The following is a 17,940-nucleotide window of genomic DNA, read 5'->3' as shown; positions in this document are numbered from 1 at the left end:
CAACAATGAGCGAGACACGCAAGGCATGGGGATGGGGTCTGGCGAGTGTGGACGCCGCCGGCGCCACCCTGGACGTGTGGTATCCGAGGCTCGAGCTGGGCGAGGCGCCCGCACAGGGCTCGCGCCCGGACCACGGCTTCGGCGCGATGGTGCGCCCGGAGCCGGATGCGCGCGGCGTGCGCCGCGTGCCGGTGTTCACCGTCAGCCGCTTGGATGACCCGATCGAGGACGCGGCCGACGCCTACCTGCGCCTGCATCTGATGAGCATGCGCCTGGCGAAGCCGAACACGCTCAACCTGGATGGCATCTTCGCCAAGCTCAACAACGTGGTGTGGACCGACCGCGGTCCGTTCGCGGTGCCCGACTTCGCACAGCGCAAGCTCGACGTGATGGCCTCCGGCGAGGATGTGACCGTGCTGTCCGTCGACAAGTTCCCCCGCATGCTCGACTATGTGGTGCCCACCGGCGTGCGCATCGCCGACTCGAGCCGCGTGCGCCTGGGCGCCCACCTGGCGGAGGGCACCACCGTGATGCACGCCGGCTTCGTGAACTTCAACGCCGGCACGCTGGGCACCTCGATGGTCGAGGGCCGCGTCTCGCAGGGCGTGGTCGTGGGCGACGGCTCCGACATCGGCGGCGGCGCCTCGATCATGGGCACGCTGTCGGGCGGTGGCAAGCTGCGCAACTCGATCGGCGAGCATTCGCTGCTCGGCGCGAACGCCGGCATCGGCATCTCGCTGGGCGACAACTGCGTCGTCGAGGCGGGCCTGTACGTGACGGCCAGCACCAAGGTGACGGTCTACGACAAGGCGAAGGCCGCCGCGGGCGAGCCGATGGATGTGGTCAAGGGTGCGGAGCTGTCCGGCAAGGACAACATCCTGTTCATCCGCAATTCGGTGACCGGCGCCATCGAGGCGCGCCGCCGCAAGACCGGCATCGAGCTCAACGCAGCGCTGCACAAGAACTAGCCGGCTAGGCGGCCGCGGCCGGCACAGCCGCCGCGGCCGCCCTCAGCGTTCGGCGATCGGCACGTAGTCGCGTTCGGTCTCGCCCGTGTACACCTGGCGGGGCCGGCCGATGCGGGTGTTCGGATCGGCGAGCATCTCCCGGTACTGGGCGATCCAGCCGGGGATGCGGCCCAGGGCGAACAGCGTGGTGAACATGGCGGGGTCGAATCCGATGGCGCGGTAGATCAGCCCCGTGTAGAAGTCGACGTTCGGGTAGAGGTGGCGATCGACGAAGTACGGGTCCGTCAGCGCGATGTCCTCGAGCTCCAGGGCCACGTCGAACAGCGCGCGTTCGCCGGCCAGCGCCTCGCCGCGCTCGGACAGGAGGCGCTTGAGATACGACTTGGCGACAGCGGCGCGCGGATCGTAGGACTTGTAGACGCGGTGCCCCAGTCCGGAGATGCGCCGGCCGGAGGCCTTGGCCGCCTCGACGAACTCCGCGACGGATTGGCCCGAATGCAGGATCTCCTCGAGCTGGCGCAGCACGGCCTCGTTCGCGCCGCCGTGCAACGGCCCGGAGAGGGCGTTGATGCCCGCGGCCACGGCGGAGTACAGGTTGGCGTGGGCGCTGCCGGCGATGCGCACCACGGAGGTGGAGCAGTTCTGCTCGTGGTCGGCGTGGATGATGAGCAGCTTGTCGAGCGCGTCCACGAACAGCGGGTCGGACTCGTAGTGCTGGTAGGGCACGGCGAAGCTCATCCTCAGGAAGTCGTCCACGTAGCCGCGGGTCACGTCCGGGTACAGCAGCGGCTCGTCGCGCCGGCGGCGGTGGATCAGGGAGACGATGGTGCGCACCTTGGCCATGATGATGCTGGCGGCCTCGTCGAGCTGGTCGCCGTCGGTGATGTCGCAGGTGTCGGGGTAGAAGCTGGCGAGCGCGTTGACGGCGCTGGCGAGCACGCTCATCGGGTGGGCGTTGCGCGGGAACGAGCCGATGAGTCCGCGGAACTCCTCGCCCACCATGGTGTGGCGCAGGATGGTCGAGCGGAAGGCCTGGTATTCCCGCTGGCTGGGCAGTTCGCCGTGCCGCAGCAGCCACGCCACCTCGAGGAAGTTCGAATGCTCGCACAGCTGTTCGATCGGGTAGCCGTGGTAGCGCAGGATCGAGTTGTTGCCGTCGATGAACGTGATCTTCGACTCGCATTGGGCGGTGGTCAGGAAGCCGGGGTCGAGCGTGACCCAGCCGTCGTTGCGCAACGAGGAGACGACGATGCCGTCGGGGCCGGCGGTCGCCTTGACCACGGGCAGCGTGAATTTGTCGTCGTCGACGTCGAGCCGAGCCTGTGCCATGCGTGTGCCTCCCATATCCGCGCGACCGGCGCGGGGGTCGAGTTGCCGTCAATGTTTCGCGTCACTCTAGCCGCGCGGTATTACGGATGCGCCCCGCCGTCCGTTGCGTGGGACGGCGGGGCGCCTGGGGGCGCGGCCGGCCGCGGCATGGCCGCGGGGCGCGGGATGGCGTTCAGTCGCGCGTGGTGAGGATGACCGGGCCGTCCTCGGTGATCGCGATGGTGTGCTCGGAGTGGGCGCCGCGCGAGCCATCCGAGGAGCGCAGCGTCCAGCCGTCCTTGGGATCCTGGTAGATTTCGTCGGTGGTCTTGAGGAACCACGGCTCGATGGCGATGACCAGGCCCGGGCGCAGCTTGTAGCCGTGATGGGCGCGGCCGTCGTTGGGCACATGGGGGTCGCCGTGCATGATGCGGCCGACGCCGTGGCCGCCGAACTCGAGGTTGATCGGGTAGCCGTACTCGCGGGCCACGTCGCCGATGGCGCAGGAGACGTCGCCGAGGCGGTTGCCGGAGCGCGCCGCGTCGATGCCGGCGGCCAGGGCCTCCTCGGTGCACTTGATGAGGCGCAGGTCCTCCGGATCCTGCTTGGTGCCGACCACCCAGCTGATGGCCGAGTCACCCACCCAACCGTCCACGTTGATCGCCAGGTCGAGGCTGAGCAGATCGCCGTCCTTGAGGTCGTAGTCGTAGGGCACGCCGTGGAGCACCGCGTCGTTGACCGAGGTACAGATGTAGTGGGCGAAGGGGCCGGTGCCGAAGTCGGGGGCATAGTCCACGTAGCAGGACTCGGCGCCCTTGCGGTCCATGATGCGCTTGTGCACGAACTCGTCGATCTCGAGCAGGTTGGTGCCGACCTTCACGCTGTTGCGCAGGTCGCGCAGAATGGAGCCGACGAACCTGCCGGCAGGCTTCATCGCTTCGATTTCCTTGGGGGTTTTCAATTCGATCATGGTCCCCCAGCCTACGCCGCCCACTCCCCTACCCTCCCGGGCTCTGGGCCGTGCGCCGCAGGGCGGCGCCGGGCGACTAGACTACGCAGATATGAGTGAAACCCTGAAGTCCGGCATCGACCCGGCATCGTTCTCATCCGTCATCAGACCCGCCGACGACCTGTTCCGCTACGTCAATGGACCGTGGATCGACACCTACCGCCTGCCCGACGACCGTTCCCGCTACGGCTCCTTCGACAAGCTCGCCGAGGACGCGGAGCGTCAGATCCGCGACATCCTGGAGGAGGACGACTGCCCGGCCGCCAAGTCCCGCGCCCTGTACCGCTCCTTCCTGGACACCGCGGCGATCGAGGCGGCGGGCGCCGCCCCGATCCACCCCGACCTCGAGGCGATCGAGGCGGCGGGCGACAAGACGGCGCTGGCACGCGCGCTGGGCGCGATGAACCCGACCGGTGGCCCGGACCTGTTCGGCCTGTCCGTGTACGGCGACCCGGCCGACCCGGAGACGAATGTGGTGCATGTGGAGCAGGCCGGCATCGGCCTGCCGGACGAGGCCTACTACCGCGAGGACCATTACGAGCCGATCCGCGAGGCCTACGTGGACATGGTGGCCCGCCAGCTGTCCAACGCGGACCTGGCCGCCGACGGCGAGGACGCGGCCGAGCAGGCCGCCCGGTTCCTGGACGTGGAGACGCGCATCGCCGCGAACCATTGGGACAACGTGGCCACCCGCGACTCCGTCAAGACGAACAATCCGATGGACTGGGACGCTCTGGCCGCCGCGTTCGGCGCCTTCGACCTCGAGGCCTGGGCGCGCGCCTGGCAGGACGCCTATGACGCGACTCCGGCCGCGCAGGCCCAGCCGGTGGATCTCAGGGCCGCGCTGGCGCATGCGATCGTGCACGAGCCGAGCTTCGTCAGGGGCCTGGGCGCGTTCTGGCAGCAGGCCACGCTGGACGACCTCAAGCTGTGGGCGAAGGTTCATGTGGTCATCGGCGCGGCAAGCATGCTCGCCGAACGCTTCGACAAGACGAACTTCGACTTCTATGGCAAGGTGCTCTCCGGCGCCAGGAAGCAGCGCGACCGCTGGAAGCGCGCCGTGGCGCTGGTCAACGGCGTGTGCGGCGAGGACGTGGGCCGCGAGTATGTGCGCCGCCACTTCCCGGCCAGCTCGAAGCGCCGCATGGAGGCGCTTGTCGCCAACCTCATCGACGCCTACCGCGTTTCCATCGCCAACTCCGACTGGCTGGGCGAGGAGACGAAGGCCAAGGCGCTGGAGAAGCTCGCCAAGTTCACCCCGATGATCGGCTACACCGAGCATTGGCGCGACTACGCGGCGCTCGACGTGCGCGAGGACGCCCTCCTGGCGGACAACATGGCCGCCGCCACACTGTACGAGACCGGCTTCCAGCTGGCCAAGGCCGGCAAGCCGGTGGACCGCGGCGAATGGCTGATGAACCCGCAGACCGTGAACGCCTACTACGAGCCGAGCATGAACGTCATCGTGTTCCCGGCGGCCATCCTCCAGCCCCCGTTCTTCGATCCGGACGCCGAGGACGCGGCCAACTACGGCGGCATCGGCGCGGTCATCGGCCATGAGATCGGCCACGGCTTCGACGACCAGGGCGCCCAGTACGACGGCGACGGCAGACTGCGCGACTGGTGGACCGCCGAGGACAAGGCGAACTTCGAGGCGCGCACCAAGGCGCTCATCGCCCAGTACGACGCCTTCGTGCCCGAGCAGCTCAGGGAGAAGTACGCGGACGAGCCCGGCAAGGCCCCGCATGTCAACGGCGCGCTGACCATCGGCGAGAACATCGGCGACCTGGGCGGCGTGAACATCGCGCTCAAGGCCTACGCCTTCGCACTGGCGGACCGGGCGGCCGGCACGGACGCAAACGCCGGCTCCGGGGCCCGGCCGCAGCGCGACGGCAGCCCCGAGGCCATCGCCTCGCTGCTCGCCACCGCGCCCGAGATGGACGGGTTCACCGGCCTGCAGCGCTTCTTCCTGGGCTACGCCTCGATCTGGCGCTCCAAGAACCGCGACGAGCTGGCGGAGCAGTACCTGCAGATCGACCCGCATTCGCCGGCCGAGTTCCGCACGAACGGCATCGCGCGCAACGTGGACCTGTTCTACCAGGCATTCGGCGTGACCAGCGACGACGCGATGTGGCTCGACCCGGCCGACCGCGTGCGCATCTGGTGAGCCGCTGGCGGCCGTGAGCCGACCGGACCGGGACGGCGTCTACCGCCCCGGTCCGGTCAGAACTCCGGACCGTCCGAAGCGCCGAGGTCCTCGCCGGCTGCGGCCGGCGCTTCGGCGGGGGTCTGCTGGGCGTCGCCCGGCGAGGCGGCGCCCTGCGCGGCCGGCGCGCCGTCCTGCGCCGGAGGAACGTCGATATGCACCGGCTGGACTGCCGCCGCGCCGGCCTGTGGCGCGCCGGCGGGCATCGCCGCGGCCGGCGCCGCCTGCGCCTGTTCTCCGGCGGCCGGCTGCTGGGCGTCGGCCGGTTTTTCGATGCGGTTGAGCCGAGTGAAGCCGAAGTTGAGGTCGTGGCCGATGGCGGTGGCCTCGAGCACGATGGCGGAGCGCGACTCGCCGTTTTCGGTCTGCCAGGAGTCAGTGCCCAGCATGCCGGTGACGATCACCGCGTCACGTTTGTGCACGGAGCGGCCCACGTTCTCGGCGAGCTTGCGGAAGGCCTTGACGGTGATCCAGGTGGTGGGGCATTCCACCCAGGTGCCACGGTCGCGGTGGTAGTAGCTGCGCGTGGTACCCACGCGGAAGGTGGCCACGGTGTTGACCCCTTCCACGCCGCGCAGGATGGGATCGGTGCCGACGAAGCCCCGCAGGGTGACCGCCGCTTGCTGACTTGCCATGGTCATTCCTTTCCTCGTGGTCTGACAAGTGGACCGAGGCGGGCCACGGCGCCGGACCGCGTTGACGGAGAGTGGATGAGGGAGGTCCGGTCGCCGTGGTTCCTCGGTGCCTCCACTCTGCCCGAGACGCCCGGAGCGCCGCCATCGCCGCGGGGCATTGTGGTCGGATCCTCCGTTCCGGGCGTGTCGTCCACAATCGTTGTGGACGAGGACCGGGCCGTCCACCAAACGGGGGCGTCCCCTCCCCCGATGCCCCCCGCATACGACGCCGCCCCCGTTCCCGAAAGGGGAACGGGGGCGGTCGGATTCAGGCATTCAGGCCTTACGGAACCGAGCGGGCCGGGCAGGCCGGAGCGGTCACCTCGCCGGCGTCACAGGCGGTCGGCCAGCGTGGCGGCGGCCTGGTCGGCCGGCACCGTCACCTTGTCGGAGCCGTCGCGGCCGCGGATCTCGATGGTGCCGTCGTTGACATAGTCGCGGCCGACCACGGCGATCTGCGGCACGCCGATGAGCTCGGCGTCCTTGAACTTGACGCCCGGGGAGACCTTGCGGCGGTCGTCGTAGATGACCTCGATGCCGCGCTCCTCCAGCTCCTTGACGAGCCGTTCGGCGCCGTCGAAGGCCTGCTCGTCCTTGCCGGTGGCCACCACATGCACCTGCGCGGGGGCCACGATGGACGGCCAGGCCAGGCCGGCCTCGTCGTGGTGGGTCTCGGCGATGCAGGCGAGCACGCGGGAGACGCCGATGCCGTAGCAGCCCATCCACACGGGCACGGCCTTGCCGTTGCTGTCCAGCACCTTGAGATCCAGCGCCTTTGAGTACTTGAGGCCCAGCTGGAACACCTGGCCGATTTCCACGCCACGCTCGAAGCTCAGCGGGCCAGAGCCGTCCGGGCTCATGTCGCCGTGGCGCACCTCGACGGCCTCGACGGTGCCGTCGGCCTCGAAGTCGCGCCCGTAGACGAGGTCGTACCAGTCCACGCCCTGCTCGTCGGCCCCGGTGAACCAGGCGGAGCCCCGGGCCACATGCGCGTCGAGGAAGTAGCGCAGCGCCTCGCCGGTGTCCGACGCCCCGTCGGCCTTCCTGCCGCCGCGGGCCTGCGGGCCGAGGGCCATCGGGCCGATGTAGCCGCGCACCAGCTCGGGATGGGCCTTGAGGTCGTCCTCGGTCGCTTCCTCCAGCTCGGCGGGGGCGAACTGCGCCTCTAGGCGCTTCATATCGACCTCGCGGTCGCCGGGGATGCCGACGACGATGAGCTCGCGCCACGGCTCGCCATGCTCCTCGTCCTCGGGATGGCAGACGGCGATGACGACGTTCTTGAGGATGTCGGACGCCGCCCAGCTCCGGCCGTCCGTCCGCGGATGGTCGGCGTCGGCGCGCCTGACCATCGCCTCCACGGTGGCCGCGTCGGGGGTGGGCTGCTTCGAGGCCGCAGGCGTGGCCGAGCAGTCCACGGCTGGCACCTCGGGGGTGGTCAGCGCCTCGACGTTCCACGCCTTGCCGGAGGGAGCGAGCGCGAAGGTGTCCTCGCCGATGGCCATCGGGGCCAGGAACTCCTCGGAGGCGGAGCCGCCCATCGGGCCGGACATCGCGAACACCGGCACGTACTTCAGGTCCAGGCGCTGGAAGATGCGCTCGTAGGCGCTGCGCTCGTCCATGTAGGCCTTGCGCATGCCCTCCTCGTCGATGGTGAACGAGTAGGCGTCCTTCATCACGAACTCACGGCCGCGGATGAGTCCGGCGCGCGGGCGGAACTCGTCGCGGTACTTGGTCTGGATCTGGTAGAGCGTGACGGGCAGGTCCTTGTACGAGGAGTACATGTCCTTGACCAGCAGGGTGAACATCTCCTCGTGGGTGGGGGCGAGCAGATAGTCGGCCTGGTGGCGGTCCTTGAGACGGAAGAGATTCTCGCCGTACTCCTCCCAGCGGTGGGTGGCCTCGTAGGGCTCGCGCGGCAGCAGGGCCGGGAAGTGGACCTCCTGGGCGCCGATGCCGTCCATCTCCTCGCGGATCACGGCCTCGATCTTATTGAGCACCTTGAGGCCGAGCGGCAGCCAGGTCCAGATGCCGGGGGCGGCCTTGCGGATGTAGCCGGCGCGCTGGAGCAGCTTGGCCGACGCAACGTCGGCGTCGGCGGGGTCCTCGCGCAGCGTGCGCAGGAACAGGGTTGACATACGGAGGGTCTTGGATTCCATACGCCCCAACCTAGCGGTCCAAGGGGACGAGCGCCTCCGGCTCCGAGGCCCGGCCAAGGCCCGGGTGTCGGCTTCGCTGAATACCATGGCGCCCCATGGGGAACTCGACGCAACCGCTCACGTATGACCAGGCCAGGATGGCCTTCGCCGACGCCGGCGTGCCGTGGGACGGGACGGTCGCAGCCTTACTGGCGGCGGGCGCGCCGGGGACGTCGGACGGCGACGAACCGGGCCTGCTGGTCAGTGACCAATGCCCTGCCACGCTGTCTCTGACGGTATTCGCCGGCGACCGCCGCACCGATGTGGTCGAGGAGCGCGAATGCTCCGGCTCGCTGCTCGGCCAGCTCACGGACGCCTTGGATTTCGTGGACGGTCATGCCGGCCCCGGCCCGCGCTGGCCGGAGCAGGCCGTGCGCGAGGCGGTGGCGAACGCGATCCTCCACCGTGACTATGCGACGGATGCGCCGACGATGGTGGAGCTGTACGACGACCATCTGCGCATCGTCTCGCCGGGCGGCTTTCCCGGGGACCTGACGTTGGGCGACGTGCTCAATGGCGCGGTGCGGCCGCGCAATCCGCGGCTGCTCGCCGTGTTCCGCCGGCTGGGGCTGGCGCGGGGCCGCGGCACCGGCATCCCGCGCATCGTGGACGCCTACGGCAGGGCCGACGTGCCGCCGCAGCTGACGGTGGCGCCGCGTTCCGTGTCACTGACGTTGCCGCTGCCGGCGCCTGAGGACGATGCGACGCGTTCCGGCCGCGGCCCATGGGCCTCGGCCGGAACGTTGGGCTTCGACCCGAAGAAGCATCCGAAGATCATCCCGTTTCCGTCGCCCCTCCAACCGCGGGACGCCCTGCCGCGCCCATGGACGATCATCGACTATGGCGGCGGCGAGATGACGGCGCTGCTCGGCGAAGTGCCGCCGGTCGGCCATGCCATGGCCCGGACCGACGCCGCCGGCGATGTGGTGACCGCCGAGCTGGCGGAGGACGGACAGTCCGTGGATGTGTTCGGCGCCGGATTGGATGACTCGCCCGCCCAGACCGGGGGCTGCCCCGGCGCCGCGTCAGCTAGGCTCGACGGCCAGACCGACGCCGAGGGCGTGGTGAGCACGCCCTTGGCCGGCGAGGCGGAACTGTCGAATCTCGAGGAGGCGATGCTCGAGCTGTTCCGGGTCGCCCACGCCGACCTGACGCGTCAGGAGATCCAGCAGGAGATGCATGCCAGCGAGGCCGCCACGCGCACGGCGCTGCACCGCCTCAGCGAGCAAGGGCTCATCGTGCGCGTCGGCAACTCGCGGGCCACGCGCTACCGCGCGCTCTGAGCGCCGCCGGCACCCGGCTGGCCGGCCGTGGCGGACGGACCGTTCACACCCGTCTGGCCGTTCCCGCCCGGCTGGCCGCCCGTATGGCTGCCGAAGGTGAAGGCGCGCACGATGGACGTCACGCCCATCACCACCATCGCCAACGCGCCGAATACGACGAGCCACACAGTGGCGGTGGTCGGGGAGAACAGCACGACGGCGCCGGCGATGATCGAGATGATTGCGTAGGCGATGGCCCATCCGGAATGCGGCAGCTTCCACGATTCGACCAGTGACATCACGCCCTCGACGATCCATCCGAAGCCGACGAACAGCGTGAGCAGCAGCGCCAGCGTGGTGCCGCTCACCGTCCAGTTCTTGACGACGAACAAGCCGCCCATCGCCAGCAGGATGCCGACGATGACGTCGAGCACACGCCAGCCGCCGGGCAGGTTCGGCTCGGCGAAGGCGGTGACCACGCGCACCGCGCCGGAGATGATGAAATAGATGCCCAGTGCGAGCGCCAGCACCGCCAGCGTCTTGAACGGGAAGATGAACAGACAGGCGCCGATGACCAGCGCGGCCACGCCGATGACGCCGTAGATGACACGCACGGTGGTCACCGCGCGGTGCGAAAGCTTCTCCTCGATGAGCTTGAAGGGGCTGAACTCGGCCTGCCCCCACCATCCGCCCGCTTGGTCGGTCGGATGGTCGGGCTCGGGACCGGCTCCGGTCCGGCCGCTCTGCGGGCCCGCGCCATAGGCGCCGTATCCCGGCTGCCCGTAGTACGGCTGGCCGTAGGGCTGCTGACCATAGGACTGCTGGCCGTACTGCTGCTGGCCGTAGGGCTGGCCGTACGGCTGTTGACCGTACGACTGCTGGCCTTGTCCCGTCTGCCCATAGCCGCCCTGGCCGGGCCCGTAGGGGTTGGCGTAGGGCTGGCTGCCCTGGCCGTTCCAGCCGGAGGGCCCCTGCTGGCCGTACGGCGGATAGCCGGGCTGGGCGTAACCATTCGTTCCCTGGCCGCCGTAGGGTTGGCCGACGCCCGGCTGGGCGTAGGGCTGGCCGTAGTACGGCTGACCCGGCGCATAACCGGGCGCATACGCGCCGTATTCGGGAGCCGGCTGCGGATTGGTCTGGGGCTGCTGCGGCCCTTGGGGCTGCGCAGTGGGCTGGGGCTGCGCAGTGGGCTGGGGCTGCTGCTGCGAATCGGCCTGCGGTCCGTCTGGCTGCGGCGCGGCCTGCCGGGACGCGTCGTCGCCGCCCTGCGGATCGGTGCCGGGGCGCATGCCATGTTCGTTGGAATCAGTCATGATGACCTCCTTGAGGCCACATCGTAGGCGGACCGTCTCGTTCCTCTCTGGGACGAACGATGGGGAATCATGCGCGCCACCTGAACGGATGCTGAACGTCACGCCCCGCCACCGCCGCGCCGGCATCACACGCATACGGCAAACCGTACGCTGACTGGCCGCAAGCGTACGGTTTGCCGCATGGCCTTCGTATCAGTGCGGCGAACCGTACTCTTACGCGCCGCAAGAGTACGGTTCGCCGTATGTACGCTCACGCGCCGTCGTCTTCAACCGCCTCGTCCTCGCCGACAATCTGGTGGTATAGGCGGTCCAGTCTGGCCTCGCGGTCGGCCTTGCGCCCCAGCTCGCACTCCCACACAGTGATGACGCGCCATCCGGCGGCCTCGAGCTCGGCGTGCTGGCGGGCGTCGCGCTCGCGGTTGCGCAGCAGTTTGGCGGTCCAGAACTCCACGTTGGACTTGGGGAGTCGGGCGTGCGGGCAGCCCTCATGCCAGTGCCAGAAGCAGCCGTTGATGAACACCATCGCATGGTGCTTCGGCAGCACGATGTCCGGATGGCCCGGATAGCGGCGGTCATTCTTGCGGAAGCGCAGCCCGCGCCGGAACAGGTAGGAGCGGGCCATCACCTCGATCGAGGTGTCCTTGCCGCGGATGCGCGACATGATGTACGAGCGCGTCCCACGCTCATACCGCTGCCCAGGGTCCTCCCCCGACTTCCGCCGTGCCGTCACGGCGCCCATCCTACCCAGGCCGGCTCACAGGGCGGTGACGAAGCGGCCGAGCCGGTCGAGACCCTCGGCGAGCGCCTCGCGCGAGGCGGCGTAGGAGAGACGCACATGCGTGTCGGCGGTGGCGGGGCCAAAGTCACGGCCGGGCGTGAGCGCCACATGTGCCTCGTCGAGCGCGCGCTCGCAGAACGTCCACGCGTCCAGGCCGGTGCGTTCCACGGAGCAGTAGGCGTAGAACGCGCCATTGGGTTCCACTTCCACCGGCAGACCGATGCGCGCCAGCCCGTCGAGCGTGATGCGCCGGCGCGCCAGAAGCTCCTGGCGGCGGCGTTCGCATTCGGCGAGGCTCTCCGGCGTGAAGCAGGCGAGCGCGGCGTGCTGGGTGGGCGTGTGCGCGCACAGGAAGTAGTTGGTGGCCAGGTTGTCCACGGCCTCAAGCGTCGCCTCGGGCACGACGGCCCAGCCGAGCCGCCAGCCGGTCATGCCGAAGAACTTGGAGAAACTGCCGCACACGATGGCGTCGGGGTCGCAGGTGAGCACGGAGCGCACGGCCGAGCCGTCCGCCTCGCGATCCGCCAGGTCGAGGTAGGTCTCGTCCACGATGCGCCAGGCGCCGCGTCCGCGTGCCAGCGCGCACACGCCGGCGAGCGCGTCGTAGGGGATCGTGGTGCCGGTGGGGTTGGAGGGCGAGGTGATCATCACGGCGGCGACGTGGCCGGACCAGTGCCGTTCGACCAGTTCCGGGGTGAGGTGGAAACGGCTGGTGGCGTCGGTGGGCACGGAGATGACCTCGCCGCCGAAGCTGCGCACCAACTCGCGGTTGCACGGGTAGGAGGGGTCGGCGATGATGACGCCGTCGCCGGGGTCGACGGTCAGCGCCGTGGCGAGCAGCAGCGCAGCCGAACCGCCGGCGGTGATGATGACGCGGCGCCAGTCGAGGTCCACGCCGTGGCGCTCCCGGTAGAACCCGGCGATGGCCTGGCGCAGCTCGGGCAGGCCGAGGGCGGCGGTGTAGGGCAGCGCCCGGCCGTCGTACTGGTCGCGCATCGCCTGGCGCACGGCGGGCGGCGCGCCGAAGTCCGGCTCCCCCAGGCTGAGCTTGACCACGGGGATGCCGGCCGCGATCATGCGGTCGGCCTTCTCCCCGAATACCATCGCACGGAAGGGCTGCGCCTCACGGGCGCGCTTCGACAGTTCGCATCCCATGCCTCCCATCCTAGGCAGTACGATGGGTGGCTGATGGATATCCAGGCCCGTCCGTGGACACGCCGACGGGGCGCGCCCCGGGCCAAGATTTCAAGGAGGAGCGGATGAGCCGGTTGAATGGCAGACGAGCCGAGGCCGAGGCGCAGGGACTCAAGGTGAATGTGGCGATCCTGGGCGCTGGACGCATCGCGCATGCGATGGCCGAGACGCTGGTCAGGATGGCGGCCTCGCCGGAGTACGGGAATCTGGTGGCCCCGTACGCAGTGGCGGCGCGCGACGGCGAGCGCGCGGCCGCGTTCGCCGAGCAGTATGGCTTCGCCACGTCGTACGGCTCCTACGAGGAGCTGGTGGCCGATCCGGATGTGGATCTGGTGTACATCGCCACGCCGCACAACCTGCACGCCGAGCAGGCCATCCTGTGCATGCGCGCGGGCAAGAACGTGCTGGTGGAGAAGTCGCTGACCGCGAATGCCGCCCAGGCGCGCGAAATGCTGGCGGTGGCCGAGGAGACCGGCATGCTGTGCACCGAGGCTATCTGGACGCGTTACATGCCGTCGCGCGGCATCATCGACGGGCTCATCGCCTCGGGCGAGATCGGCGAGGTCAAGGCCGTGGACGCGAACCTGTGCTACCCGGTATCCGGCAAGCCGCGCATGACCGATCCGGCGCTGGCCGGCGGCGCGTTGCTCGACGTGGGTGTCTATCCGCTCAACTTCATCGACATGGCGGTGGGCTCCGGCCGCACGTTGGAGCGCGTGGAGACCTCGATGACGCCGTGGCGGCCGACCGGCGTGGACGCGCAGAACTCGATGACGCTGTTCTATGACGATGGCCTCATGGCCACCGCGCAGAGCTCGATGGTGGTGGCCGCGGACCGCGGCGGCTACATCTGGGGCACGGACGGCTACCTGGTGTGCGAGAACATCAACAACGTCCAGTGGGTGGATGTGTACGACGCCGACCATACGCGCACGCGGCGCGTGGAGGTGCCGGCCCAGCTCACCGGCTACGAGTATGAGGTGGCCGCCACCGCGAACGCGATCCTGGACGGGAAGCGCGAGTGCGACGCGATGCCGCACGCCGACTCGCTGCGCATCATGGAGCTCATGGACTCCATCCGCGCGAAGTGGGGCCTGGTCTACCCCTTCGAGTGAGTGGCCCGGCCGGCGTAGTAAAATTTTTCCATGACTGCGAGCACACGGAAACGCTACGCGCCCAACGCCGGCCTGGAGATTCTCGACGTGCTGTGGCACGGCACGTACTTCGGGCATGGGATGACGGTGCGGCAGATCCTCGTCGAGCTGCGGCGCCGCCATCCCGACGACCCGAAGGCGGTGCCCACCGAGAAAACCGTGCGCAACCAGCTGGCCGCCCTGCGCGAGGCGAAGCCGCTGGGCCGGGTGGTCGACCAGCTCACCGCGGAGGCGCTCGAGGGCCTCGACATGCCGGACAAGCAGCCCGGCTGGTACTTGGATTCCTTCCTCTCCCCCGCCGAGATGCGTCTGCTGGCGGACAGTCTGACGCTGGCACGTCTCGACCCGGAGGCGCTCGGCAAGCTGGTCGGCAAGCTCCAGGACTTGGCCGGCGCGGCCGGCAAGGGCATCTCGCATCTGGAGCATGTGGGCAGCCACCGGCACATCAACCGGCAGTTCCTCGTCACCGTGGACGACCTCAACCGCGCGATCGAGGAGGGGTTCGCGGTCACCTTCCACTACTGCGACTATGACGAGCACGGCGACCTGACGCCGCGCGCGGACGATGACGGGCGGCTGCGCCGTTATGCGTTCGATCCTTTCCAGATGGTGTACAAGAACGGACGCTACTACCTGATCGGCCATCTGCACGGCGAGGATACCGGGCGGATGCGTCTGTTCGTGGTGGAGCGCATCACCGACCTCGACCTGCACGACGGCACGATGGTGCCCGAGGTGGCTCCGCGCGCGGACTTCGACGCGGTGGAGCTCATGCGCCACCGCCCCTACGCGCAGCTGGGCCCCACGGAGCGCATCGAGATGGCGGTGACCGGCAAGCGCATGCTCGACAACGTCTTCGAATGGTTCGACGCTCCCACGGTGCGCATGACCTCCGAGCGGCGCCCCGATGCTCAGGGCCGCCCGCAGCCCGTCTACCAGGTGGCGGTCGATGCCCCGGAGCTGGCCGCGTTCTGGTGGGCGCTGCAGTACTCGTGGAACAAGCAGCTGGCCATCATCGCCCCCGATTCGTTCAAGGCGCGGCTGCGCGACGCCGGCACCCAGCTGCTCGGCATGTACCGGTAAGCCGCGGTTACCTCCTTCCGATGCGTTTGCCGCCTTCGCCCGCGCGCCCGCCGGGGCCCCACGGCCCGCGGCCAGCGGCCTTGAGCGCGGCGAGGTGATGTTTCATCGCGACGAGCATGATATGCGCGTCCTCCAGGCCGAGGTGGCGCTCATGGGCGTCCGCCGGCAGGGCGCCCTGCCGTTTGGCGTAGGCGTCGAGCGTGTTGTCGCCGTAGGGGTGGGCGTCGTCCGGCGCGGAGCCCGGGTCCCATTGGCGGCTCATCGGCAGCGTGTCCACGATGGTGATCTCGCCGGCGCGGTAGGCCTCCGCGTAGCCGGCCACGTTGAGCATGAGGAACTTGTGCTCGAACGTGGCGTTGTGCGCGACGTACGGCTGGGCGACGAGCCTCGCCAGCAGGCCGCGCTGCGCGGCCGGCCATTCGTCGAACAGCGGCAGGGAGCCGTCGCCGCGGCGACTGATGTCGATGCCGGTGAGCCGCGTGATGAACGGGTTGCCGGCGGCCGCTGCCATCGGCGTCACACCGAAGGAGAGGCGGGCCTGGCCGTAGGCGTCGCCGGCCTCGTAGCCGGGTTCCAGGTAGATGGCGTTGACCGGCGCGTCCGCTGGTCTGGACGAGGCCATCGCCATGTATTCGAAACCGGCGTCGAGCACGCTGTCCCTGGCCGGATCGGTGCCGGTGGTCTCGATGTCGATGCCCATGACGACGTCGATGCCGCGGCCGGGCAGGTAGGCGTCACGCCAATCGGGGCTGGGATAGGGCCGTCCGGCCCGCTCCGGCCCGTGACCCGGCCCGTTTTTCTCCGCCGCATCCGTGCCGTGGGCGCTCACGCCGGCGAGGCTGGCGCGGGCCATGAGCGTATCGCTGCCGCGCCGGGCGCCACGCCGGCGTTCGCGGCGTTCGGCCCGGCTCTGGGCGATGGCGGCGGAACGGTCCACGAGGTCGTCAAGCGGCACCGGCGACTCGGCGCTTTCGTCGACGGGATGGAGCACGACGGCGCGTTCGCGCCCGATCCGTTCGGTTTCGGCCCGCCACAGCCGCCGCTCCTCGCCCAGACGGAGCAGCAGCCGGATCTCATCGCACAGGCGCCGGTTCGCGTACGCCAGGGCCCGGGGCAGCCGGTAGGAGGGCAGCACGCGGTCGAAGTCGCCCATGAACGCGGCGGAGCATTGGGCGATGACGGCCTCCAGCCGGTCGCGGGTGGCGTAGTCGGCTTTGAGCGCGTCGTGCAGTCCCTGGGCATCGAGTCCCCGCGCGGCGGCCACCGCGCCGTCGCCGCCGGCCGCGGACGGCGCGGCCGACTCCATCACCGCGCCGATGCCACCGGCCAGGTCGAGGCCGCGCACCCACGCCCAGTCGATGGGTTCGCCGTCGGCGTCATCCGGCATCACGACCGCCCATGTGGTGATGTCGTCCTTCGCCTGTTCCTGCCATGCCGTTGCACTCATAGGGCCATCGTACCGGCGGAACCAAGCGGCGGTAATTTTTTACTGCCGAATCGTCCCCTCAGTGACGGGCGGAATGACGCGCCTCGGTCTCCTCCACCTGGTCGTCGACCATATCCTCGAGCACATCGCGCTGAAACGAGGCCGGCGGGTACGCGAACACCGGTAGGATCATCAGGCATCCGGCCAGGTAAAACAGATCGGCGAGCGGGAACAGGCCGAACACCGAAACCGCGTTCGGAATGAGGATGCCCACGCACACCACCACGACGCCGATGAGCGGCAGCGTGGCCCACACGAAGCGATGGGGCGCGCCGTCGGCGCTTTTGCGGGCGACGGAGTCACGCCAGATGGGACCGATGAACAGAACCCCGCCGACAATGGCGAGCATGTCGGTGAGCTTGACGGTGCCGAGCGCCGGCACCTGGATGGGATTGGCGAACAGCACGAACGCCACGAACAGCACCAACAGTCCGATCCCCGAGACGATGAGCGACATCGTGCGCTTCATGGCAACCTCCTTCGGCACCGGGACGGCGCGCCGCCGCCGCATCATCGCGGGACCGGCTACGCCGCCGTGTTGCCTCTCATTCTATGCCATGCGGACTGAGATCTGGGGTATCCCATGCCGCTGACGCATCCATCATGGCCGACTCTCCGCGGCACCGCCCAGCCCGTAGAACACGGCGCCGGACTGAAGGTCGTCTGCCAACAGTGTGTCCACGATGACCAGGCGGAAGCCACAGGTTTTGAGGCCGGCAATAATGCCGGGAAGCGCGGCAGCCGCATATGTGTTCCCGTCATGCAGGTCCACGATAGATCCCGCGTACGCATGTTGAAGCACTTGCCGCTCAAACAACGCCCGGAAGCTGATATCTTCACTCGTTGGGGCGTGGTGGACGGGATATCTTGGTTCGTTGGGTCGTCTGGTGGGGTGTATCTCGGTTCGTTGGGGCGGATTCGGGCCGTTGCGGAGGTCTATCTCGGTTCGTTGGGTCCTCCCCGGCGTGGTATCCCACCTGGGAAAGTCCACGGAACGGCGGAATTCCAAGGACCGGGTTCCGGGGTGCCTGTGGCCGGAGGACTCAATGAGCGCGGATGGACCTCCGCAGGAAGCATAATCCGCCCCAACGAACGGAGGTACCCCGGCCGTGGCGCCCCAATGGGCCGAGATACCGAGGCCGGGGCGTCCCAATGGGCCGGGATGCCGCAGTGAACTGCGTCCCGTTTCTTGGATTGGGGAGTAGGTGGTTCGTGGGATGGGAGGTTTCCTGTGTCTGGTGGGTTGCGGGCGGGGTATGGCCGCGGGGTGCGGGAGCGCGCCGCGGACTTGTTCGCCCAGGGGCGTGGGT

At 69.3% G+C, this 17,940-nt stretch carries 14 protein-coding genes and 1 pseudogene; 5 read left to right on the top strand and 10 right to left on the bottom strand.

The window, feature by feature from the left end; all coding sequences use genetic code 11:
- Positions 1-5: 5 nt before the first annotated feature.
- Positions 6-968, top strand: coding sequence for a 2,3,4,5-tetrahydropyridine-2,6-dicarboxylate N-succinyltransferase (dapD, locus tag H7U32_RS00075; RefSeq protein ID WP_204466954.1), 963 nt, complete (start codon positions 6-8; stop codon positions 966-968).
- A 42-nt stretch (positions 969-1,010) separates the two neighbouring features.
- Here dapD and H7U32_RS00070 read toward each other — a convergent pair whose 3' ends face one another.
- Both H7U32_RS00070 and map read right to left on the bottom strand, forming a co-directional pair.
- The gene (locus H7U32_RS00070) at positions 1,011-2,297 is read right to left on the bottom strand and encodes a citrate synthase (protein ID WP_204466952.1); all 1,287 of its coding nucleotides are present in this window, start codon (positions 2,295-2,297) and stop codon (positions 1,011-1,013) included.
- 172 nt (positions 2,298-2,469) lie between these two features.
- Entirely contained in the window at positions 2,470-3,246 is a 777-nt protein-coding gene (gene map, locus H7U32_RS00065; RefSeq protein WP_204466950.1) for a type I methionyl aminopeptidase, read from the bottom strand.
- Positions 3,247-3,337: 91 nt separating this feature from the next.
- On the opposite strand from map, the gene H7U32_RS00060 reads away from it, so the two are divergent.
- Positions 3,338-5,452 carry a M13 family metallopeptidase gene (locus tag H7U32_RS00060; RefSeq protein ID WP_204466948.1) on the top strand — a complete coding sequence of 705 codons (2,115 nt, stop codon included), beginning with the start codon at positions 3,338-3,340 and terminating at the stop codon, positions 5,450-5,452.
- 56 nt (positions 5,453-5,508) lie between these two features.
- Here the strand turns inward: H7U32_RS00060 and H7U32_RS00055 are convergent, their stop codons facing one another.
- Positions 5,509-6,126 carry a single-stranded DNA-binding protein gene (locus tag H7U32_RS00055; RefSeq protein ID WP_204466947.1) on the bottom strand — a complete coding sequence of 206 codons (618 nt, stop codon included), beginning with the start codon at positions 6,124-6,126 and terminating at the stop codon, positions 5,509-5,511.
- A 371-nt stretch (positions 6,127-6,497) separates the two neighbouring features.
- The gene (locus tag H7U32_RS00050) at positions 6,498-8,321 is read right to left on the bottom strand and encodes a proline--tRNA ligase (RefSeq protein WP_204466945.1); all 1,824 of its coding nucleotides are present in this window, start codon (positions 8,319-8,321) and stop codon (positions 6,498-6,500) included.
- Between the two features lie 95 nt (positions 8,322-8,416).
- Between H7U32_RS00050 and H7U32_RS00045 the strand changes: the two genes are divergently transcribed.
- A complete protein-coding gene (locus H7U32_RS00045) occupies positions 8,417-9,643 on the top strand; it encodes an ATP-binding protein (RefSeq protein WP_204466943.1) in 1,227 nt (408 codons plus the stop codon).
- Positions 9,644-9,720: 77 nt separating this feature from the next.
- On the opposite strand, the pseudogene H7U32_RS12545 reads toward H7U32_RS00045, so the two are convergent.
- The 3 genes and pseudogenes from H7U32_RS12545 to H7U32_RS00030 all read right to left on the bottom strand — a co-directional run.
- A pseudogene (locus H7U32_RS12545) lies at positions 9,721-10,518 on the bottom strand (HdeD family acid-resistance protein); the annotation flags it as partial.
- Between the two features lie 667 nt (positions 10,519-11,185).
- Complete coding sequence (locus H7U32_RS00035; RefSeq protein WP_204466942.1) at positions 11,186-11,674, bottom strand: very short patch repair endonuclease; 489 nt, start codon at positions 11,672-11,674, stop codon at positions 11,186-11,188.
- Positions 11,675-11,689: 15 nt separating this feature from the next.
- Positions 11,690-12,868 (bottom strand): aminotransferase class I/II-fold pyridoxal phosphate-dependent enzyme, encoded by a 1,179-nt coding sequence (locus tag H7U32_RS00030; RefSeq protein WP_239457370.1) that lies wholly within the window; start codon positions 12,866-12,868, stop codon positions 11,690-11,692.
- Between the two features lie 104 nt (positions 12,869-12,972).
- On the opposite strand from H7U32_RS00030, the gene H7U32_RS00025 reads away from it, so the two are divergent.
- The gene (locus H7U32_RS00025; protein ID WP_204466940.1) at positions 12,973-14,022 is read left to right on the top strand and encodes a Gfo/Idh/MocA family protein; all 1,050 of its coding nucleotides are present in this window, start codon (positions 12,973-12,975) and stop codon (positions 14,020-14,022) included.
- Positions 14,023-14,052: 30 nt separating this feature from the next.
- A complete protein-coding gene (locus H7U32_RS00020; RefSeq protein ID WP_204466938.1) occupies positions 14,053-15,144 on the top strand; it encodes a helix-turn-helix transcriptional regulator in 1,092 nt (363 codons plus the stop codon).
- Between the two features lie 7 nt (positions 15,145-15,151).
- On the opposite strand, the gene H7U32_RS00015 is transcribed toward H7U32_RS00020, so the two are convergent.
- The 3 genes from H7U32_RS00015 to H7U32_RS00005 form a co-directional block, all read right to left on the bottom strand.
- Positions 15,152-16,591: a 3'-5' exonuclease gene (locus H7U32_RS00015; protein ID WP_204466936.1), complete on the bottom strand. Its 1,440-nt coding sequence runs from the start codon at positions 16,589-16,591 to the stop codon at positions 15,152-15,154.
- A gap of 58 nt (positions 16,592-16,649) precedes the next feature.
- A complete protein-coding gene (locus H7U32_RS00010) occupies positions 16,650-17,099 on the bottom strand; it encodes a permease (RefSeq protein ID WP_204466934.1) in 450 nt (149 codons plus the stop codon).
- 132 nt (positions 17,100-17,231) lie between these two features.
- Positions 17,232-17,402: a hypothetical protein gene (locus H7U32_RS00005; RefSeq protein ID WP_204466932.1), complete on the bottom strand. Its 171-nt coding sequence runs from the start codon at positions 17,400-17,402 to the stop codon at positions 17,232-17,234.
- Positions 17,403-17,940: the final 538 nt, after the last annotated feature.

The sequence above is a fragment of the Bifidobacterium pullorum subsp. saeculare genome, from assembly GCF_016899725.1.
Lineage (GTDB): Bacteria > Actinomycetota > Actinomycetes > Actinomycetales > Bifidobacteriaceae > Bifidobacterium > Bifidobacterium pullorum_C.
The sequence above is the reverse complement of the archived record's forward strand: the minus strand, read 5'-3'. Positions and strand labels throughout refer to the sequence as shown.

What these genes read in the sequence shown, in the direction of transcription:
- dapD (WP_204466954.1), top strand. Translation starts at nt 6, where the DNA reads ATGAGCGAGACACGCAAGGCATGGGGATGGGGTCTGGCGAGTGTGGAC.
- H7U32_RS00070 (WP_204466952.1), bottom strand. Translation starts at nt 2,297, where the DNA reads ATGGCACAGGCTCGGCTCGACGTCGACGACGACAAATTCACGCTGCCC.
- map (WP_204466950.1), bottom strand. Translation starts at nt 3,246, where the DNA reads ATGATCGAATTGAAAACCCCCAAGGAAATCGAAGCGATGAAGCCTGCC.
- H7U32_RS00060 (WP_204466948.1), top strand. Translation starts at nt 3,338, where the DNA reads ATGAGTGAAACCCTGAAGTCCGGCATCGACCCGGCATCGTTCTCATCC.
- H7U32_RS00055 (WP_204466947.1), bottom strand. Translation starts at nt 6,126, where the DNA reads ATGGCAAGTCAGCAAGCGGCGGTCACCCTGCGGGGCTTCGTCGGCACC.
- H7U32_RS00050 (WP_204466945.1), bottom strand. Translation starts at nt 8,321, where the DNA reads ATGGAATCCAAGACCCTCCGTATGTCAACCCTGTTCCTGCGCACGCTG.
- H7U32_RS00045 (WP_204466943.1), top strand. Translation starts at nt 8,417, where the DNA reads ATGGGGAACTCGACGCAACCGCTCACGTATGACCAGGCCAGGATGGCC.
- H7U32_RS00035 (WP_204466942.1), bottom strand. Translation starts at nt 11,674, where the DNA reads ATGGGCGCCGTGACGGCACGGCGGAAGTCGGGGGAGGACCCTGGGCAG.
- H7U32_RS00030 (WP_239457370.1), bottom strand. Translation starts at nt 12,868, where the DNA reads ATGGGATGCGAACTGTCGAAGCGCGCCCGTGAGGCGCAGCCCTTCCGT.
- H7U32_RS00025 (WP_204466940.1), top strand. Translation starts at nt 12,973, where the DNA reads ATGAGCCGGTTGAATGGCAGACGAGCCGAGGCCGAGGCGCAGGGACTC.
- H7U32_RS00020 (WP_204466938.1), top strand. Translation starts at nt 14,053, where the DNA reads ATGACTGCGAGCACACGGAAACGCTACGCGCCCAACGCCGGCCTGGAG.
- H7U32_RS00015 (WP_204466936.1), bottom strand. Translation starts at nt 16,591, where the DNA reads ATGAGTGCAACGGCATGGCAGGAACAGGCGAAGGACGACATCACCACA.
- H7U32_RS00010 (WP_204466934.1), bottom strand. Translation starts at nt 17,099, where the DNA reads ATGAAGCGCACGATGTCGCTCATCGTCTCGGGGATCGGACTGTTGGTG.